A 17,255-nucleotide genomic window follows, 5' to 3' on the forward strand; every position below is an offset into this window, starting at 1 on the left:
ACATATTTAATTAAATACTTCTTAAGCCTTATAATCTTCCTTTTCTTCAGCTGCTATTTCATATTCTTTATCATTTATATCATAAGCACTTATATTTCCACACATTAATTCTGCTTGTTTCATAACTACTTCAAGAGCATGTTTTGTTTGTTCTGGTGGATAATTGTATTTTTTAAGTAATCTTTTTATGATTCTTCTCATCCCAGCTTGAGCACTTTTTTTAATGCTCCAGTCAATTGTAATATTCTTTCTAATGGCTACTGTTAGTTCATGGGCAATTTTTTTAAGGGTTTCATCATTTATAAATTTTCTTACTGCATCATCTACAGTTAGTGCATCATAAAAAGCTATTTCATCTTCTGTAAGTCCTAAATCTTTTTCTTGCTCACGCATCTCTTTCATTTCTTTAGCCATTCTAATAAGCTCTTCGATAACTTCTGCGTTTGTTATTGCTTGGTTTCTATATTTATTTAATGCCTTCTTTAGCTTTTCAGAGAACTTCTCTGATTTAACAAGATTTCGTTTCTCCATTGTTTTGATATTACCTTCAAGAAGTCTTTTAAGTATTTCAACCGCAAGATTTTTATATTTTATTTGACGCACTTCTTCTAAAAATTCTTCAGATAAAATAGAAACCTCAGGCCTTTGAAGTCCTAATGCATCAAATACATCTATAACTTCTTGAGATATGATTGACCTTTCAAACATCTGATTTACTCTCATATCAATTTCTTTTTTAGAAAGAGACTTTTTACCTTTAACATCTAACTTTGCCAAACTTACCTTTACTGCTTTAAAATAACTTACTTCAAGGGCATGTTTTTTCCCTTCATCGGTAGCAGCACATAAAGCATGGGCCTTTGCCAATTCTGTAGCAACTTTTTTAAATCTCTTTTGTTCTTTTTCTGGTAAACCTAGTACAAAATTCATTCCACTTGTAATAGCTCTAATCCTTTCAGCTTGAGAGCTTCCCATATAACCTGAGTAGTTAAGACCATGTAGCATGTCACGTAAAATTTCAAGCTTTTCAAGCATAATAGAAATAGCTACAGATGTATCAATACCTGTATTCTTTTTATCACTGTCTGTATATTCTTTTAAAGCCTTCTTTAAACTTTCAAGAATACCTATGTAATCAACTACTACTCCACCTGACTTGTCTTTAAATACCCTGTTTACCCTTGCTATTGCCTGCATTAGATTATGACCCTTCATAGGTTTATCTATATACATAGTATGCATAGAAGGAACATCAAAACCTGTAAGCCACATATCTCTAACTATCACGATTTTTAGTTCATCATTTACATCCTTCATTCTTTTAGCTAGAGTATCCCTTCTTTGTTTTCCACCTATATGTTTTTGAAGTTTTTCATTATCACCGGCTCCACCAGTAATGACAACTTTTATTTTCCCTTTATTTACATCATCACTATGCCACTCAGGTCTTAGCTTTACAATCTCATCGTATAAATCTACACAAATTCTACGGCTCATACATACAATCATAGCTTTACCATCAATAGTTTTAGATTTTTCTTCAAAGTGATTAACAATGTCCTCAGCAAGCTTTTTTATTCTATTTGGAGAACCTACTATTGCTTCAAGTCTCGACCATTTACTTTTATATTTTTCCTTTTCTTCCTGTTCCTGTCCTTCAGTTATCTCTTCAAATTCTTCATCTATTTTTTTAAGTTCTTCATCATCGGTTTCTAGCTTTATAATTCTATTTTCATAATAAATTTTAACAGTAGCTCCATCTTCGACAGCCCTTGTCATATCATATATATCAATATAATCTCCAAATACTGCAGGAGTTGACTTATCTTCAAATTCTATTGGAGTTCCTGTAAATCCTATAAAAGAGGCGTTAGGAAGAGCGTCTCTTACATATTTGGCAAATCCGTATTTTACATCTCCTGTTTTTGTATTTGTTTTAGCTTGCAAACCATATTGACTTCTATGGGCTTCGTCAGCTATAACTATAACGTTTCTTCTATCGGTTAAACATGGCATATCTCCTTCTTCAGGCTTAAACTTTTGAATAGTGGTAAATATTATTCCACCGGATTCCCTTTCATTTAATAAATCAAACAATCCATTAATCACTTTAGAATTAGACTTGGCATTTCTTTCTTTCTGTTCTTCTGTAAGTTTTCTTACATCAGCCTGTACAGGAGTTTGCCTCAATATATCCGAAGATTTGCTAAAGGTTGTATATAACTGGTCATCCAAATCATTTCTATCAGTAATGACTACAATAGTTGGATTATTAAAGTGTTTTACCAGCTGAGCAGCATAAAATACCATTGTAAGGCTTTTTCCAGAACCTTGTGTATGCCATATTACCCCTATTTTTCTATCTCCCTCTTCACTAATTGCAACTTTTGTCTTTTCAACAGCTTTTTTTACGGCAAAATACTGATGATATGCTGCAAGAATTTTTATAATAGTCTTTTTTTGTCCTATTTTATTACCGTCCCTGTCATAATCATCTTCCTTGGATTCTTGAAACAATATAAAGTTTTCTATTATATCAAGTAGCCTTTCTTTACTAAGCATACCTTTTATCATAACTTCATATTGGGGAACATCTAATGGTTCAATTTTTTCACCGTCTATACTCCTCCAATTCATAAACCTTTCAAAGTTTGAAGTTATTGTTCCTGCTTTAGCATTAATTCCATCGGAAAGAATACAAAAAGCATTATAATTAAATAATGAAGGAATATCCCTTTTATATGTTTGTATTTGATTATAAGCGTTTTCAATACCTACATTTTCATCTGAAGCTGATTTCAGCTCAACCACTACAAAGGGTATACCATTTATAAATATAATAATATCAGGTCTTCTTTCTTCATTTTCAAATACAGTAAATTGATTTACTACTAAGAACTCATTTCTATCAGGATTTTTAAAATCTATAATCTGTGCATTTTTTGTTCTGTTTAATCCCTTTTCCCTAATTGGAACTTCTATTCCCTCTACAAGAAGTTTATGAAAATATCGATTGTTTTCTTCTAGTAATGGACTGTTGAAAGTTATTATTTTTCTATAGGCTTCTTCTATAGCATCATCAGGCAAATCTCTATTTAGTCTAAATAATGCATCCCTTACCCTTTGCTCTAGTATTACATCACGATAATCTTTTCTTTCTGGAGAATCTCCATCGTAAGCAATATCAGGACCATATTTATATTCGTATCCTAACTCCATTAATAGCTCTATAAAGGCTTCTTCCAATGCTGATTCATTGAAATTTATGTATGAAATCAATATAGCTCCCCCTTTCAACCTGAACAATTGAGAATTGAAAATTGAGAATTGAGAATTAAAATCCTTTTTTCGTCATTCTCAATTATTTATTTTCCATTCTCAATTCTTAATTCTCAATTATCTAATGGTACTCTTATTTCACCTGACATAAGTTTTGGGAGTAAGGTATCACGAATTGAAGATAATTTGGCTGACTCTTCTTCATTATTAATTACTGTCTCCCTTAATTTTCTAACAATACTATTGAATCTTTCAAGTATTTCAAAATCATTTGGAATACAGATTTTGATACTGTATACATATTCTTTATCCGTATGTGGTATCGCTGAACCTGTAGTATTCGCTTTAATATCATCTTCAAAATATTTTAGAACATAATAGATAAAATCTTTACCTAAAGTTTTATCTTGTATATCAACTCTTGCAAGAGTTGAAGCTACAATTCCATTTTGACCATAATAGACCGTTCCTGAACTTGCTCCATCCATTACCATTAAAGTATCAAATTCATCAGCTATTATCATCTTTTCACTATTTGCATACAATGTTGAATTTCTATTTAATACATCAATAGTTAAATATTTTTTATAATTTTGAAAAAATGTTTCTTTGATTTCTTTAGGCTTCTTTCCCTTTTTGAATTTGATTATCTTTCCTAAATCAATAACCTCCCACCCCTTAGGAATCATTCCAAGTTCACTTTCAACCATTTCTCCACCGCTAGATTTATAGGGTTCTCCATTTTCATTTGGAAATTCAAAATCTATAAACCAGTGTTTAAAGATAGCCTGAGCCATTTTTTCAATGGTTTTATTGATTTTGTTATTGACTTCTATTTTTTCATCTAAAGTTGAAAGAATATGAACAATAGCTTTTTGTTCTTCGAGTGGTGGTAAATCAATCTCTAGTTCTCCTATAACACTTGGCTTTATTGAAGGGTAAGCAGATGTACTTGTTTCTGCTACTGCCTGAAGATAATTAGTAATACCATCTTGTGTTAAAAATCTATATAAGTATTCTGGAGTTACTATTTCTGAATTGGGAGTTAATACTGCAAATCCAGTTGAAACAATCATGTTGTTAACTGTTTTTTTTAATATTCCATAATGTTTTTGATTTGGTCTAACAGTCGATATTAAAATATCGTTTTCTTTTACTTTACGTTTTGCCCTACTAGGTACTTTATCTTTACCTACTACTAAATAGTGTATTTCATTAATAATTCCCTTATTAAGATTTGACGTATCTAAATAATTAATATATTCCCATCTGTCATTTTTACTTAAATTTTCTCTATTTATTTCACAAATATCACAAATCTTATATTTCAAACCCAATCCCCCCTAAGTTCTTTCTTATCTCATCCTCTAGCCTTCTTGACTTTGCAAATAACTCACTTAATTCACTTGTTAAATTCTCCATCTTTTCTTCAAAGGGGATGCCATCGTCTTCTGTTTCTTCTATGCCTACATATCTACCAGGGGTTAATACATACTCATGTTCCCTTACTTCTTCAATAGTGGCTGATTTGCAGAATCCTTTAATATCCTCATATTTACCATCAATGTTTCTCCAATTATGATAAGTATCGGCAATTTTTTTGATGTCTTCATCCTTTAATTCTCTATGTCTTCTATCTATCATTTCACCAAGATGTCTTGCATCTATAAACAATATTTCATGTTCTCTACTTCTATATTTAGGATTATTCTTCTTGTTTCGATTAAGAATCCATAGTGAAACAGGAATACTTGTTGAATAAAATAGCTTATCAGATAGTGCAACGATAGCATCTACTAAATCTGCTTCTATTAAATTTTTTCTTATATTGCCTTCATTTGATGTATTTGAACTTAAAGAACCATTAGCTAGTACAACTCCTGCTACTCCATTTGGAGCGAGATGATATATTATGTGCTGAAGCCATGCATAATTGGCGTTACTTGCTGGTGGTATTCCATATTTCCATCTCACGTCATCAGTTAATTTGTCTCCACCCCAATCACTAACATTAAAAGGTGGATTTGCAAGAATATAGTCAGCCTTAAGTGTCTTATGTAGGTCATTATGGAATGTATCTGCATGATGGGGACCTATATTTCCGTCTAATCCTCTAATAGCTAAATTCATTTTACATAGTTTCCAAGTTGTTGCATTTAGTTCTTGACCATAGATAGAAAGATTATCTATCCTGCCTTGATGCTCTTCAACGAACTTTTCACTTTGAATAAACATGCCACCACTACCACAGCAAGGGTCGTATATTCTTCCTTTGTAAGGCTCTATCATTTCAACTAATGTCTTTACTACACAAGTTGGAGTATAGAATTCTCCACCACCTTTACCTTCTGCACTAGCAAATTTGCCTAGGAAATATTCATATACTCTACCAAGCAAATCTTTTTCTCCATCTTTATGTAGCTTTATTGTCGAAATTAAATCTATAAGCTCTCCTAGTCTTCTTTTATCTAGTTCAGGTCTTGCATATCTTTTATCAAGTACACCCTTTAAGCTTGGATTTTCTTTTTCTATTAATATCATTGCATCATCAATAATCTGGCCGATTTTTGGATCTTTTGCATTATTCTTTATATGTTCCCACCTTGCTTCCTTTGGAACCCAGAAAATATTCTCTGCTTCGTATTCATCCCTATCTTCTTCAAATCCTTCTCCTTCTTCCACAAGTTCATTGTATTTCATTTCAAATTTATCGGATATGTATTTTAAAAATAAAAGTCCTAAGACAACGTGTTTATACTCACTGGCATCCATACTTCCCCTTAACTTATCTGCTGCTTTCCATAGGGTTTCTTCAAATCCTATTTTTGCTGTTGACATAACGAATTCCTCCTCTTTTATTGTGATTAATAGTTATAATCATCAAAAACTTCAAATATTTCACTTTCAAATTCATCCTGCTCCGGTCCTGAGGATACCCAGTCAGGTAATACTTCTAAATAATGAGCAAGGGCTTCTATAGTTTTATGTAATATAATCTCATGCTGAGCTTTTTCTACAAGTTCAACAATAAGTTTAAATGTATCCATATATGGATTTTTATCTACAATATCCAATGCCTTTTTAAATCTCTTTAAAAGTTTAGCTTTTTCTATATTTCTTTCAATAGAATTTATTTCTTCTTTGTCATATATAGGAACTTCTACAATATCATTTACTTCACCTATCATAAACTGTTGTTCATACTTTTTTATAACAGGTTTTAAATCCCTTTTTAATTTTTCTTTTTGAATCTCCAGTTTATCTATTTCATCTATTTCTTTATTAAAGTACTCTTTTTTTATGCCAAAGGTTTCTTCTAAAATTGGGAGATATTTTTTAGGTATATTTTGCTTTTTCTTAATCCATAGGTTTATATTTTGCTTCTTTATTCCCAGCTTCTTTGCAAGTTCTACATGCTGCATATTGTATAAGCTAAGTATATATTCTAGACCTATCAATAATTCACCTCCCAATTTTTTATTATTGTCTTAGTCAATATATTTTTATTATATCTTTTCTTTAATAAATATTCAATCTGTATTTTCATAATTTGGGATTTTTATGTGAATTTTACAAAATAAAAAACCCACATTTTTATTGTGGGCTTACTGTTTTCTATCCTCGTTCAAGGGAATATATACATTTTTTGTAAAACCTCTGTTATCATTGAAATTTCAACATCTCCTAGCTGTGTTTTCTTTTAATCAATACTACCGACTCCACATGAGCCGTATGCGGAAACATGTCTACACATACTACTTTTTCTACTTTATATCCTGCTTTTTTTACTTGTTTTAAATTTTCTGCTAAAGTTTTAGGATTACATGATATGTATATTATTTCTTTTGCTTTATATTTTAATATTTTTTCTAATGCCTTTGGATTTACTCCAGCTCTTGGCGGGTCAAGTATTATTATATCTGGTCTATCTTTTAACTCATTTATTTTTTCCAAAACGTCACCTGCAATAAATTCACAGTTATTAAGCCCATTCATTTTTGCATTTTCATTGGCAGCATCAACTGCTTCTTTTACTATTTCTATGCCTATTACTTTTTTAGCCTTTTTAGCTGCTATCTGTCCTATTGTTCCCGTTCCACAATAAAGGTCAAATATAGTCTTATCATCTGCACTTTCAATAAATTCAAGAGCCGTATTGTATAATACTTCTGCTCCTAATGAATTTGTTTGAAAAAATGAAAAAGGCGATATTTTGAATTTCAATCCCAATATTTCTTCATAAAAATAATCCTGTCCCCAAAGAATTTCTATTTTATCAGCTTGGACTGCATCAGCTAACTTATCATTAAATATGTGCAATATTCCCTTTATTTCCCCGTCTAAATCTAAAGTTTTTAATTTAGCAACAAATTCAGATAAATCCAAACTCAGCTGTGTTGAAGTAACTAAACTAATAAGTATTTCTCCTGTTTTTATGCCTTTTCTAACTACTAAATGTCTTAAATATCCTTCATGGGTTTTATTATTATATGCCGGTATATTTTTATCCTTAAAATAATTTAATGTAGCATCTAAAATGACATTAAAATCATCTTCTACAAGTTTACATTGATTGACTGTTATTATGGAATAAAATTTTCCTCTCTGATGCATACCTAATGTCATTTCTCCACCTTTAATTTCATCGCCAAAAGAATATTCCATTTTATTTCTATAGCCATACATATTTGGACTAGGCTTTATGCCTAAAAATTCATAATCCTCAATTCCTGCCTCATCCAATAGCTTTTTTACAAGTTCAGACTTAATTTGCAATTGAATTTCATATGGTACATTTTGACGTAAACATCCTCCACATTTTTCAAAATGCGGACAGACAAATTCAGCCTCTAATGGCGACCTTTCAATAATGTCAATAAGTTTTCCTTCAGCATATTCTCTTTTGTTTTTTATTATTTTTACCTTTACTTTCTGTCCTTTCAGCGTATTTTTTACATATACTTTTTTATCATCTACATATGAAATACCCTTTGAAGGGAACTCCATATCTTGTATCTGAAGTTCTATTATTTGACCTCTTTTCATATACTACACTCCCTAAATATTTCTTTCATATTTATAATTTTTCTTTATTAAAGACATAATATACGACTATAATCTCTCCAAAAAACATTTAAATTTATTAGCAAAAATAAAATCGGAAATAATTCCGACTTTATGCTATATCTAAATAATTTTCAACATATTTATCTGCAATTTGACAAATTTCTTCTTTATTTGGAAGTGACAGTTCATCAGAAACTGCAATCACTTTCATTCCAGCTCTTTTAGCAGCTAAAACTCCAGCATAAGTATCTTCAAATACCAAACAATCTTTTGGCTCAACTTTTAAATCTTGTGCTACTTTTAAAAATATATCTGGAAATGGTTTACCTCTCTTAACTTCGCATGATGTTCTTATCGTATCAAAATAATCAATAATATCATGTCGCTTTAATACTTCTACTACTAATTCTTTTAAATTACTAGTTCCTATACCAAGCTTAATATTTTTTGACTTTAAAAATTCAATAAACTCTCGTACGCCTTCCTTCAGTTCTATTTTATTCTTATAATAATCATAAGCCATTTTTATAAACTCTGATTTAATATCTTCAACATCTTCATTTAATTTGAACCTATTTTTAAAATATACTACTGTTTCAGTAAAACTCATTCCTTCTATATCTTTATTTAAGTCATTTGGAACATCTATACCTCTTTTTTGTAAAAATTCCCTATCCAGCTTTTCCCATATCCACATCGAATCTATTATGGTACCATCTAAATCAAAAATAACTGCTTTTATTGAATCTAACATAACACCCTCCAAATAAATTAAAAGTTATAGATATATTCTAATATTTATTTTTTATATAGTCAAACATAAAAACAGCTTGATTTTTATCAACTATCATATAATTTATAATTACACATTCCGAGTTACAAGCTTTAGTATCAAATCTTTAAAATCTTTAATTTTTAATCTACTTTTAAGTTACTACACTACCGCTTCTTATAAAAAATATTCAAACTTAAAATAAGTAAAAAAAACACACCTATAAAAAGGTGTCATTTAAAACAATCTATTTCATATCAATTTGTCTTTTAAATAAAATCTTAGATTCTGTATAATACTCATTAAGTTTTCTCAAATTAACAATCCATAAATATATAACATATGGAATAAAAATGACAAATACAAAAGAAATATTAACCATTAAAATAAAATTAAATATTCCATGTAAAACCATTGGAATAAATAGAGATTTTTTTAAATACTTTTTTCTCATTTTACTTTCTGTAGCAAATTTTGCTAAAGATAGATAGTATCCCATAGTAACTGCAAAGAGCATATGAGCTGGTACTGAAAAAACTCCTCTATATAATCCTATATGAGGATTAGTTGTAAATCTAAATACTACATACATTATATTTTCAACTGTTGCAAATCCTAATGCTGAAAATATAGCATAAACTATACCGTCTAATTTTTCATCAAATGCCTCATGTTTAAAAGCTGTTCGCAATACTACTCCTCTTTTAAAAAATTCTTCAGTCAATCCTGCAACAACAAAAGCTGTATAAGCAGCTCCTATATACCCCGTAAAAATATTTAATGACACTAAAAAATTTTCAACAATAGCTACTGGTATTACTGAAAGTGCTCCTAAAATAAATACTTTAAGCAAAAGTGATAAAGGCTCTTTATCATATCTATCAGTAAAATATACAGAAAGAGCTAAAGCAATACCTGGTGTGACTGCTATGATAAATAATCTCGTATTCATTATAAGCACTCCTTTAAAAGTTGCTTATAAGAATATTATCTGTAATTTTTATCTTTTTATTTTATTTAATTCTTCCCATTCTTTTCTTAAAATTGCCATTCTGTATGTATCTGTAAATCTTCCATATATATACCTGTCTTCTTTGAAAATTCCTTCTACTTTAAAACCGCATTTTTCATAACATCTTATTGCTTTTTTATTATACTCTCTCACTTCAAGCTCAAGCTTATTTAATCCAAGTCTTTGAAAACAAAATTCTAGCAAAAGATTTATAGCTTCTGTTCCATATCCTTTTGAATGATTTTCTTCTCTGCCTATAATAATACCCATTATAGCTTTTCTATTTTTCCAATCTATCTTTATCAAATCGATTTGACCAATATATTCTTCAGTTCTTTTATCAGCTATAACAAAGCCACACATGTCTTTTCTTTCTGATTCTATCATCATATCTAAAAATTTTTCAGTTGTTCTTAAAGAATGAGGAAACAAAAAAATATCTGAAAGCATATCCGTTATTTTTGAATTATTTACCCATTCTCTAATATATGACAAATCTTCTTTTTTATATTCTCTAAGCATTATTCTATTTCCATATAATCTTGGCATATTCTCCCCCTCATTTTCTTCTAAAAATGACATATTTCCTGGGCAATAGATTTTATTTTATAGTCTTACAAAATTCAAATACCCTATTATTTTTTAAAAAAGACAAATTTATACAAAAATAATATGAACTGATTAAAGAATTAGCAATAACAAAATTTACTTTTTGTTATTGCTATCTATATTAGTACTTAGTATTTATATAACTATCTATTAGAGATTTTCTTACTTCATTTTTAAAGACGCCTTCTTCTTTTAATCTTTTAAGCATATATTCACTTTTTGAATGTAATATTATATTATCGTAATCTTTTAAAACAATTTCATAAAGTTTATTTCTTAATACTTTAGACTTAACTTTTATATAATAAGCTTCTACATTCTTAAAATCAATATATTCAAGAAGTTTCAAAGTTGATTTATCTTTTTGATGATAGTAGTAACCTGCTTTCCTTCCATATTCCCTTGCTACTTTAGGATGCTTTTCTATTAACTTTCTATCTTTAGATTTCATATAGCAGTATTTTGCATACATATTGTAATATTGATAGTTATAAATTCCCTTTTCAAATGAATCTATACCATTTTTAAACGGTTTTAAATTTAATCTCTGCATAAAATGATAATGTTCTTCTATAAATTCTCTCTTTGAAATATCTCCATTATGAAACTGAATTATAAGTGAATTTCTATTTGCAAAAAACTTATCAAAAACGTTGTCATCAACTCTAAAATTAAACATTTTTACACCCAATCTAAACTTAAATTTTAAAAATGTTCTCCATTTTCATAGTAACTGTTTTTGTTAAATACAGTAAATGCTATATCTAAACTTTCGATATTTAATGAATGAATGTATTTTGTTATTATTTTTGCAACTTTATCTTGAACTTCTTGCCCTCTATCAAACCATGCTACTTCTATAAATGGATATGTCTGTACTATTTCTCCATCAAATATCGAAGTAGTATTAAAACATTCAATTGTAAAATAATCTCTCGGACAGCCTACCACCTCAGTCAATTCATCTATTAGCTCCTTACTAATTCTCTTTATTTTTTCAGCTTCTATACCCCTTATCTTTAGCTGCGGCATATTTTCTTCCTCCTTGTTAATTCATAAAATTATTATTTATCTTAAAATTTAATACTATTAACTTTTTAATTAATTTGATTATAACATTTTATTCAAATTAATACCAAAATTCATATTTATAATATTCTAATGGGATTAAAATTTAAATAATCACAAGAAGTCAAAATATACTCCACTCCATTTAATACCCCTTTAAGTCCAGCTTCAAATGAATCCAAATCATGTAAATGCCCGTATACTACTTTCTCTACTTTATATTCTTCATATATTTCTATAAAACCAGATTTTTCAAATTTTTCATTAGTAGGTGGATAATGCGTCATGACTATAAATTTATCATATCCATCTTTTACAGCTGCATTTAAAGACAATCTTAATCTGTGAAGTTCTCTTTCATATATCTTTTTATCATGTTCATCAAATTTATTTTCATTAGGACAAATCCATCCTCTTGTACCACAAATAGCATAATCTTCATATGTAAAATAATTATTTTGTAAAAACATCATATTTTCAAACAAACTATTCATCTTACTCAATGATGTCCACCAATAATCATGATTTCCCCTTATAAGTATTTTTTTTCCCGGAAGATTGTTAATCCAATTCAAATCATAAATAGCTTCTTTTAACTTCATTGCCCATGATATATCACCGGGAATTAATATGGTATCTTCGCCTTTTATATTTTTAATCCAATTATTTTTAATTTTTTCAGTATGATTAATCCAATTTTCACCAAACACATCCATTGGTTTATTTGAACTAAAACTCAAATGTAAATCTCCTATAGCAAAAAGAGCCATTTAATCACCAACTATTCTTTCTCTGCTTCCATTTTATTTACTATAAAAATTATAGATTATACGTCTGATACCTTCTTACTGTCCGTCTTATCGTTTCAGAAAGGTTTTCTAGTTCTGCTAAACTGCCTTTTTCCCAAATTTCATCAAATTTATCCTGAAATTCTCTTGCTTCTTTTTCATATCCTATTAAATTTAACAGTTGAATATTATTCACTATATCTGTTACATTATTTGATTTTTCTTCAAACATCTTCTGTGCTCTAATTATTTCATCTCTTATTTCACGCATTTCTTGGTCTAACAAATATGCTGCTTCTGCTGCCTTTCTAAGACGAACTTTAATATTTTCCGGTATATTCTTTTTATATTTATAGTTTAATGAATGTTCTATAGTTGCCCAAAAATTCATAGCTAGAGTACGAATTTGCAATTCTGCAAATATTTCTTTTTCGCCCAATGCAGTTTGAACAGGATATTTAATTATAACATGATAGCTTCTATAACCGCTGTCCTTTTTATTTTTTATATAATCTTTTTCATATACTATCTTTAAATCTTTTCCATCTCTTTTTCTTATTAAATCAACTACTTTGTAAATATCATCTTCAAATTGACACATTATTCTAATTCCAGCTATATCTTCTATTTTTTCTTCTATTTTATCTTCTGGTATATTATATCTCTTTGCCTTCTCTAATATGCTAGAAATCTTTTTTACTCTTCCTGTAACAAACTCTATTGGAGAATATTCGTTCATATCCCTAAGTTCATTTCTTATAGACTTAAATTTAACCTTTAATTCTTCCACAGCTTGCTCATAGGGGATTAATATCTCTTTCCAGCGTCTTATTTTTTGCATCAACACCCCTCCTGACAGTTGAAAACAATTTTTACTAATTTTCTTAGTTTATTTTCATAATTTCTAAAAAATGTCTAAAATCCTTAAAATCATGATATATATAATCAGGTTTGTATTTCAAAAGTTCATCAAATCCATAAGGTCCAGTAGCCACTGCAACTGATTTTACTCCTACTTTTTTACTCGATTTTATATCTCTTGGTGTATCTCCTATTACATATATATCTTCTTTTTTAAAATCAATATTATAATATTTTTTAGCTCTATCAATAACTTTATCAATCAGTTCCCATCTTTTTAAATCTTCATCGCCAAATCCACCAATTTCAAAATAATGATTTAATCCTAAATGAGACAGTTTTAATCTCGCTCCTATTTCACAATTTCCAGTTCCAACAACATGATATATATTTTCATTTTTATAAGTATATTCAAGAAATTCTTTAATTCCCGGTAAAATTTCTGGCGAAGAATTATTTTTTAATTCTTCTTTCAACATTTTACCGTATACATTAAAAAAATCATTTATATTTTCTTCAACAATTTTATTATTGTTTAAAGCATCTCTTACAATATGCCAATCTAATCTGCCTGCCATGCTTACATTTTTAAATCCCTCTTTTATATTATACTTGTGAAAAAAAGCTTTTTCCATTGCTTTTCTTCCACTTCCCATGCTGTTTATTAATGTTCCATCAATATCCCATATCAAAAGTATCTTTTTCATACTGTCCTCCTTAAAGGCATACTCTACAATTATATTATAATATTTAAGTATATTTTTAAAGTCAACGTGTCTAAGATAATCTATTATTTTTAAATTCTTTTTATTATATCTGCTTAATATAATTAAATTATATTAAAAACTTCCTGCTAATCACAGGAAGTTTTTAAATCGCCTCAGTGCCTTTCCACCTACATAATCATATCTGTCACCTTGATAAATATCTAGTTTTTCCAATCTTTCATCAATCATATCCTGTACTTTCCACCAGCTCATATTCCAATTGCAAAATAAAGTTTCTTCTTTAGGTGCTCTTGCAACTAATCTTTGAATAACTATATCCGGACTTAAATATCTTATAAAATTCACTACTCTATCTACATATTCTTCTACAGTTATTATCTGAAATTCATTATTTTCATACATATTTCCCAAGACAGTATTTCTTAATATATATAGTGAATGAATTTTGACTTGTTTTACCCCTAAAACCGATATTATCTTAGAAGCTTCTATAACATCTTCAAAATCGTCCCACGGCAAATTTAATATTATATGACAGCAACTTCCAAATTGATATTTATTTATATTCATCATGGCATCAATAAATTCTGCTAAAGTATGTCCTCTATTAATTTTCTTTAAAGTCTTATAATTTACTGTTTGAAGCCCCAATTCAAGCGTTATTTCTTTTTGATATATTTTTTGTATCTCATCTAATACTTGAAGATATTCATCACTTATACAATCTGGACGAGTTGAAATATAAATTTCGACAACATCTTCAAAATCTGCTGCCTCTCTGATAAAATCTTTAAATTTGTCAATTGGAAGATAAGTATTTGTAAAATTTTGAAAATATGCTATGAATTTTTTTGCTTTATATTTACTACTTATATAATTTATATTTTTATGTAATTGTTCTTTAACCGACAAACTATTACTCAAATTTTCAAATCCAGCACCTATATCACCGCAAAAAATACAACCTCCTCGCCCTAATACACCATCTCTATTAGGACATGTTACAGGAATATTTATTGGAATTTTATAAACTTTTTGACCGTATTTTTCTCTTAAATAAACAGAATACTTCCTATATCTAATATTTTCTGTCATATCTACTTCCTCACTCTTGTATAATATTATCAAGTTTTTTCACATTTTTTTATCCTAATAATAGTATAACATATACATAATTTATATATTATTTTTTTCAATAAACATTGAAAAAGTAGCCAAATCGGCTACTTTTATTTATTGTACAGGAATCAACAATTTTTGTCCAGGCAATATAAAGTGAGGATTTTTTAATTTATTATATTTAGCTAAATCTTGCCATGATAAATTAAATTTTTCTGCTATTTTCCATAAAACATCACCTGATACAACTACATATACTTTCTCATTATTTGAAACTTTTTCTTTTTTTACTACATCTTTTTTGGCTACAGCTATTCTTCCATCAACTTTTGCATCTGATACCCCATATTTTTGTATATGTGCTACTAATATTTCATCAAGAGCTGGATATTCTCCTAAAATTTTATCATCTGCAAACATTTTATAGTCATCTCCACCTGCTGCTAAGAAATCATTAGTAGCAAGTTTATATGTTTTATTTAAATCTATTGGCTGCCCAGCAACTTTAACCTCGATAAGTCTATTCCCAGGCTTTTTAGCAGGGTCAAACTTAAATGTCATTCCAGCAACATGTGGAAAAGCACCTTTAGGTTCTGGATACGAACTTATACCATGTTCAATAGCTGAAACTAAATCTGAACCTTTTACTTCCTTAACTACTACATAATTGCCAAATGGTAAAACTGTAATTATTTCTCCTTGAGTTATTTCACCCGGTTCTATAGATGCTCTTATTCCTCCACCATTAGTCAAAGCTACATCTGCATTTGTAGCTTTAAGCATTGCAGTTGCTATAAGATTACCAAGATTTGTCTCTCTAGTTCTAACATGTGCTCTTTCTCCATCAAGCTTAATATCTGTATTTCCAACCACAACTGAAGTAATCTTTTCATTTTCAGATTTTACTTCATTTATAACTTTTACTACTTTTTCATCTTTAGGAAGATTTGCTGCTTCTTCTTTTGTAAACAACTTTGCTGACATTGAAGTTATTTTCCCATCTTTATAAGTAAGATTAACTATACCTAAATTTTTATCATATTCACCTGTCTGTACTATTAAAGTACCATTTACTTTCATTCCTTCTGGCAACATAGTATGACTATGTCCATCTACAATAATATCTATTCCATCTACTTCTTTAGCAACTTTAATACTAGTATCTTTACTGCTTTCATCCATACCTAAATGTGTTAAAGCTATAATTATATCAGTTTTGTCTTTTAACTCAGCAACTACTTGTTTAGCTACTGTTACAGGATCTTTAAATACTAAGCCTTTTACATTTTTAGGATGAGTTTTATATACTGTCTCTGGAGTTGCAAGTCCAAATATTCCAACATTTAATCCACCAATTTTTTTAATAATATAAGGTTTTAATAACTTTGTTCCATCTTCTCTTTCAACATTAGCCGCTAAAAGTGGAAATTTCGCTTTTTCTGCTAATTCTAAAAGTCTCTTTTGTCCATAGTTAAAATCGTGATTACCCACAACCATAGCATCATAGCCTATAGTATTCATTATTTTAACTATACTTTCACCTTTTGATATAGTAGCAATAGTTTGTCCATGAAATGTATCTCCTGCATCTAAAACTAATACATTTTTATTATTTTTTCTCAATTCATTTATCTTAGCAGCAATTTTGGCAAATCCCATTCCTGCATATTTACCTTCTTCAACTCTGGCATGAGTATCATTAGTATGTACAATTGTTAAATTAATACTATCATTTGATTCAGCATTTACAATAAATGTACCTGTTGTAAAAAGAGATGTAAAAATTAACATAAATACAAGTACAAAACTCAATTTAAAAAACTTTTTCATTTACATTCTCCTCTCTAAAATCATCTTCTTTTAAACTTTTTTGTTTGTATTGCATCTTTTTCAAAAGTTTTGTATATTTTTATTATTCTACATATAAAAAGATTTTTCCTGCAAAATAATTT

The 17,255-nt window shown here is 28.8% G+C and carries 15 protein-coding genes; all 15 read right to left on the bottom strand.

Translation table 11 applies throughout. The features are described 5' to 3' along the window. Nucleotides 1-21: 21 nt before the first annotated feature. Nucleotides 22-3,279 carry a type I restriction endonuclease subunit R gene (locus BUA90_RS03775; protein WP_200793476.1) on the bottom strand — a complete coding sequence of 1,086 codons (3,258 nt, stop codon included), beginning with the start codon at nt 3,277-3,279 and terminating at the stop codon, nt 22-24. 113 nt (nt 3,280-3,392) lie between these two features. Continuing rightward, on the bottom strand, nt 3,393-4,610 hold the full coding sequence (locus BUA90_RS03780; protein ID WP_159429993.1) for a restriction endonuclease subunit S: 1,218 nt from the start codon (nt 4,608-4,610) through the stop codon (nt 3,393-3,395). Further along, nucleotides 4,600-6,117 carry a class I SAM-dependent DNA methyltransferase gene (locus BUA90_RS03785; RefSeq protein WP_072966062.1) on the bottom strand — a complete coding sequence of 506 codons (1,518 nt, stop codon included), beginning with the start codon at nt 6,115-6,117 and terminating at the stop codon, nt 4,600-4,602. The genes BUA90_RS03780 and BUA90_RS03785 overlap by 11 nt, the downstream gene beginning before the upstream one ends. A 26-nt stretch (nt 6,118-6,143) precedes the next feature. After that, nucleotides 6,144-6,737: a helix-turn-helix domain-containing protein gene (locus BUA90_RS03790; RefSeq protein ID WP_072966063.1), complete on the bottom strand. Its 594-nt coding sequence runs from the start codon at nt 6,735-6,737 to the stop codon at nt 6,144-6,146. Nucleotides 6,738-6,963: 226 nt separating this feature from the next. Beyond that, nucleotides 6,964-8,325: a 23S rRNA (uracil(1939)-C(5))-methyltransferase RlmD gene (gene rlmD, locus BUA90_RS03795; RefSeq protein ID WP_072966064.1), complete on the bottom strand. Its 1,362-nt coding sequence runs from the start codon at nt 8,323-8,325 to the stop codon at nt 6,964-6,966. A gap of 130 nt (nt 8,326-8,455) precedes the next feature. After that, nucleotides 8,456-9,100 carry an HAD family hydrolase gene (locus BUA90_RS03800; protein WP_072966065.1) on the bottom strand — a complete coding sequence of 215 codons (645 nt, stop codon included), beginning with the start codon at nt 9,098-9,100 and terminating at the stop codon, nt 8,456-8,458. A 265-nt stretch (nt 9,101-9,365) separates the two neighbouring features. Continuing rightward, a complete protein-coding gene (locus BUA90_RS03805) occupies nt 9,366-10,070 on the bottom strand; it encodes a PrsW family intramembrane metalloprotease (protein ID WP_072966066.1) in 705 nt (234 codons plus the stop codon). 48 nt (nt 10,071-10,118) lie between these two features. Continuing rightward, nucleotides 10,119-10,679, bottom strand: coding sequence for a GNAT family N-acetyltransferase (locus tag BUA90_RS03810; RefSeq protein WP_072966067.1), 561 nt, complete (start codon nt 10,677-10,679; stop codon nt 10,119-10,121). A 181-nt stretch (nt 10,680-10,860) separates the two neighbouring features. After that, nucleotides 10,861-11,418 carry a DUF6648 family protein gene (locus tag BUA90_RS03815; protein WP_072966068.1) on the bottom strand — a complete coding sequence of 186 codons (558 nt, stop codon included), beginning with the start codon at nt 11,416-11,418 and terminating at the stop codon, nt 10,861-10,863. A gap of 26 nt (nt 11,419-11,444) precedes the next feature. Beyond that, nucleotides 11,445-11,771, bottom strand: coding sequence for a DUF1904 domain-containing protein (locus BUA90_RS03820; RefSeq protein WP_072966069.1), 327 nt, complete (start codon nt 11,769-11,771; stop codon nt 11,445-11,447). 116 nt (nt 11,772-11,887) lie between these two features. Further along, nucleotides 11,888-12,577 (bottom strand): metallophosphoesterase, encoded by a 690-nt coding sequence (locus BUA90_RS03825; protein WP_072966070.1) that lies wholly within the window; start codon nt 12,575-12,577, stop codon nt 11,888-11,890. A 49-nt stretch (nt 12,578-12,626) separates the two neighbouring features. After that, nucleotides 12,627-13,436 carry a GTP diphosphokinase gene (yjbM, locus tag BUA90_RS03830; protein ID WP_072966071.1) on the bottom strand — a complete coding sequence of 270 codons (810 nt, stop codon included), beginning with the start codon at nt 13,434-13,436 and terminating at the stop codon, nt 12,627-12,629. Between the two features lie 43 nt (nt 13,437-13,479). Next, nucleotides 13,480-14,163 carry an HAD family hydrolase gene (locus BUA90_RS03835; RefSeq protein WP_072966072.1) on the bottom strand — a complete coding sequence of 228 codons (684 nt, stop codon included), beginning with the start codon at nt 14,161-14,163 and terminating at the stop codon, nt 13,480-13,482. Between the two features lie 150 nt (nt 14,164-14,313). After that, entirely contained in the window at nt 14,314-15,279 is a 966-nt protein-coding gene (gene mnmL / locus BUA90_RS03840) for a tRNA modification radical SAM protein MnmL/YtqA (RefSeq protein WP_072966073.1), read from the bottom strand. 138 nt (nt 15,280-15,417) lie between these two features. Beyond that, nucleotides 15,418-17,133 carry a 5'-nucleotidase C-terminal domain-containing protein gene (locus tag BUA90_RS03845; protein WP_072966074.1) on the bottom strand — a complete coding sequence of 572 codons (1,716 nt, stop codon included), beginning with the start codon at nt 17,131-17,133 and terminating at the stop codon, nt 15,418-15,420. Nucleotides 17,134-17,255 lie beyond the last annotated feature (122 nt).

This window comes from Caminicella sporogenes DSM 14501, from assembly GCF_900142285.1.
Lineage (GTDB): Bacteria > Bacillota > Clostridia > Peptostreptococcales > Caminicellaceae > Caminicella > Caminicella sporogenes.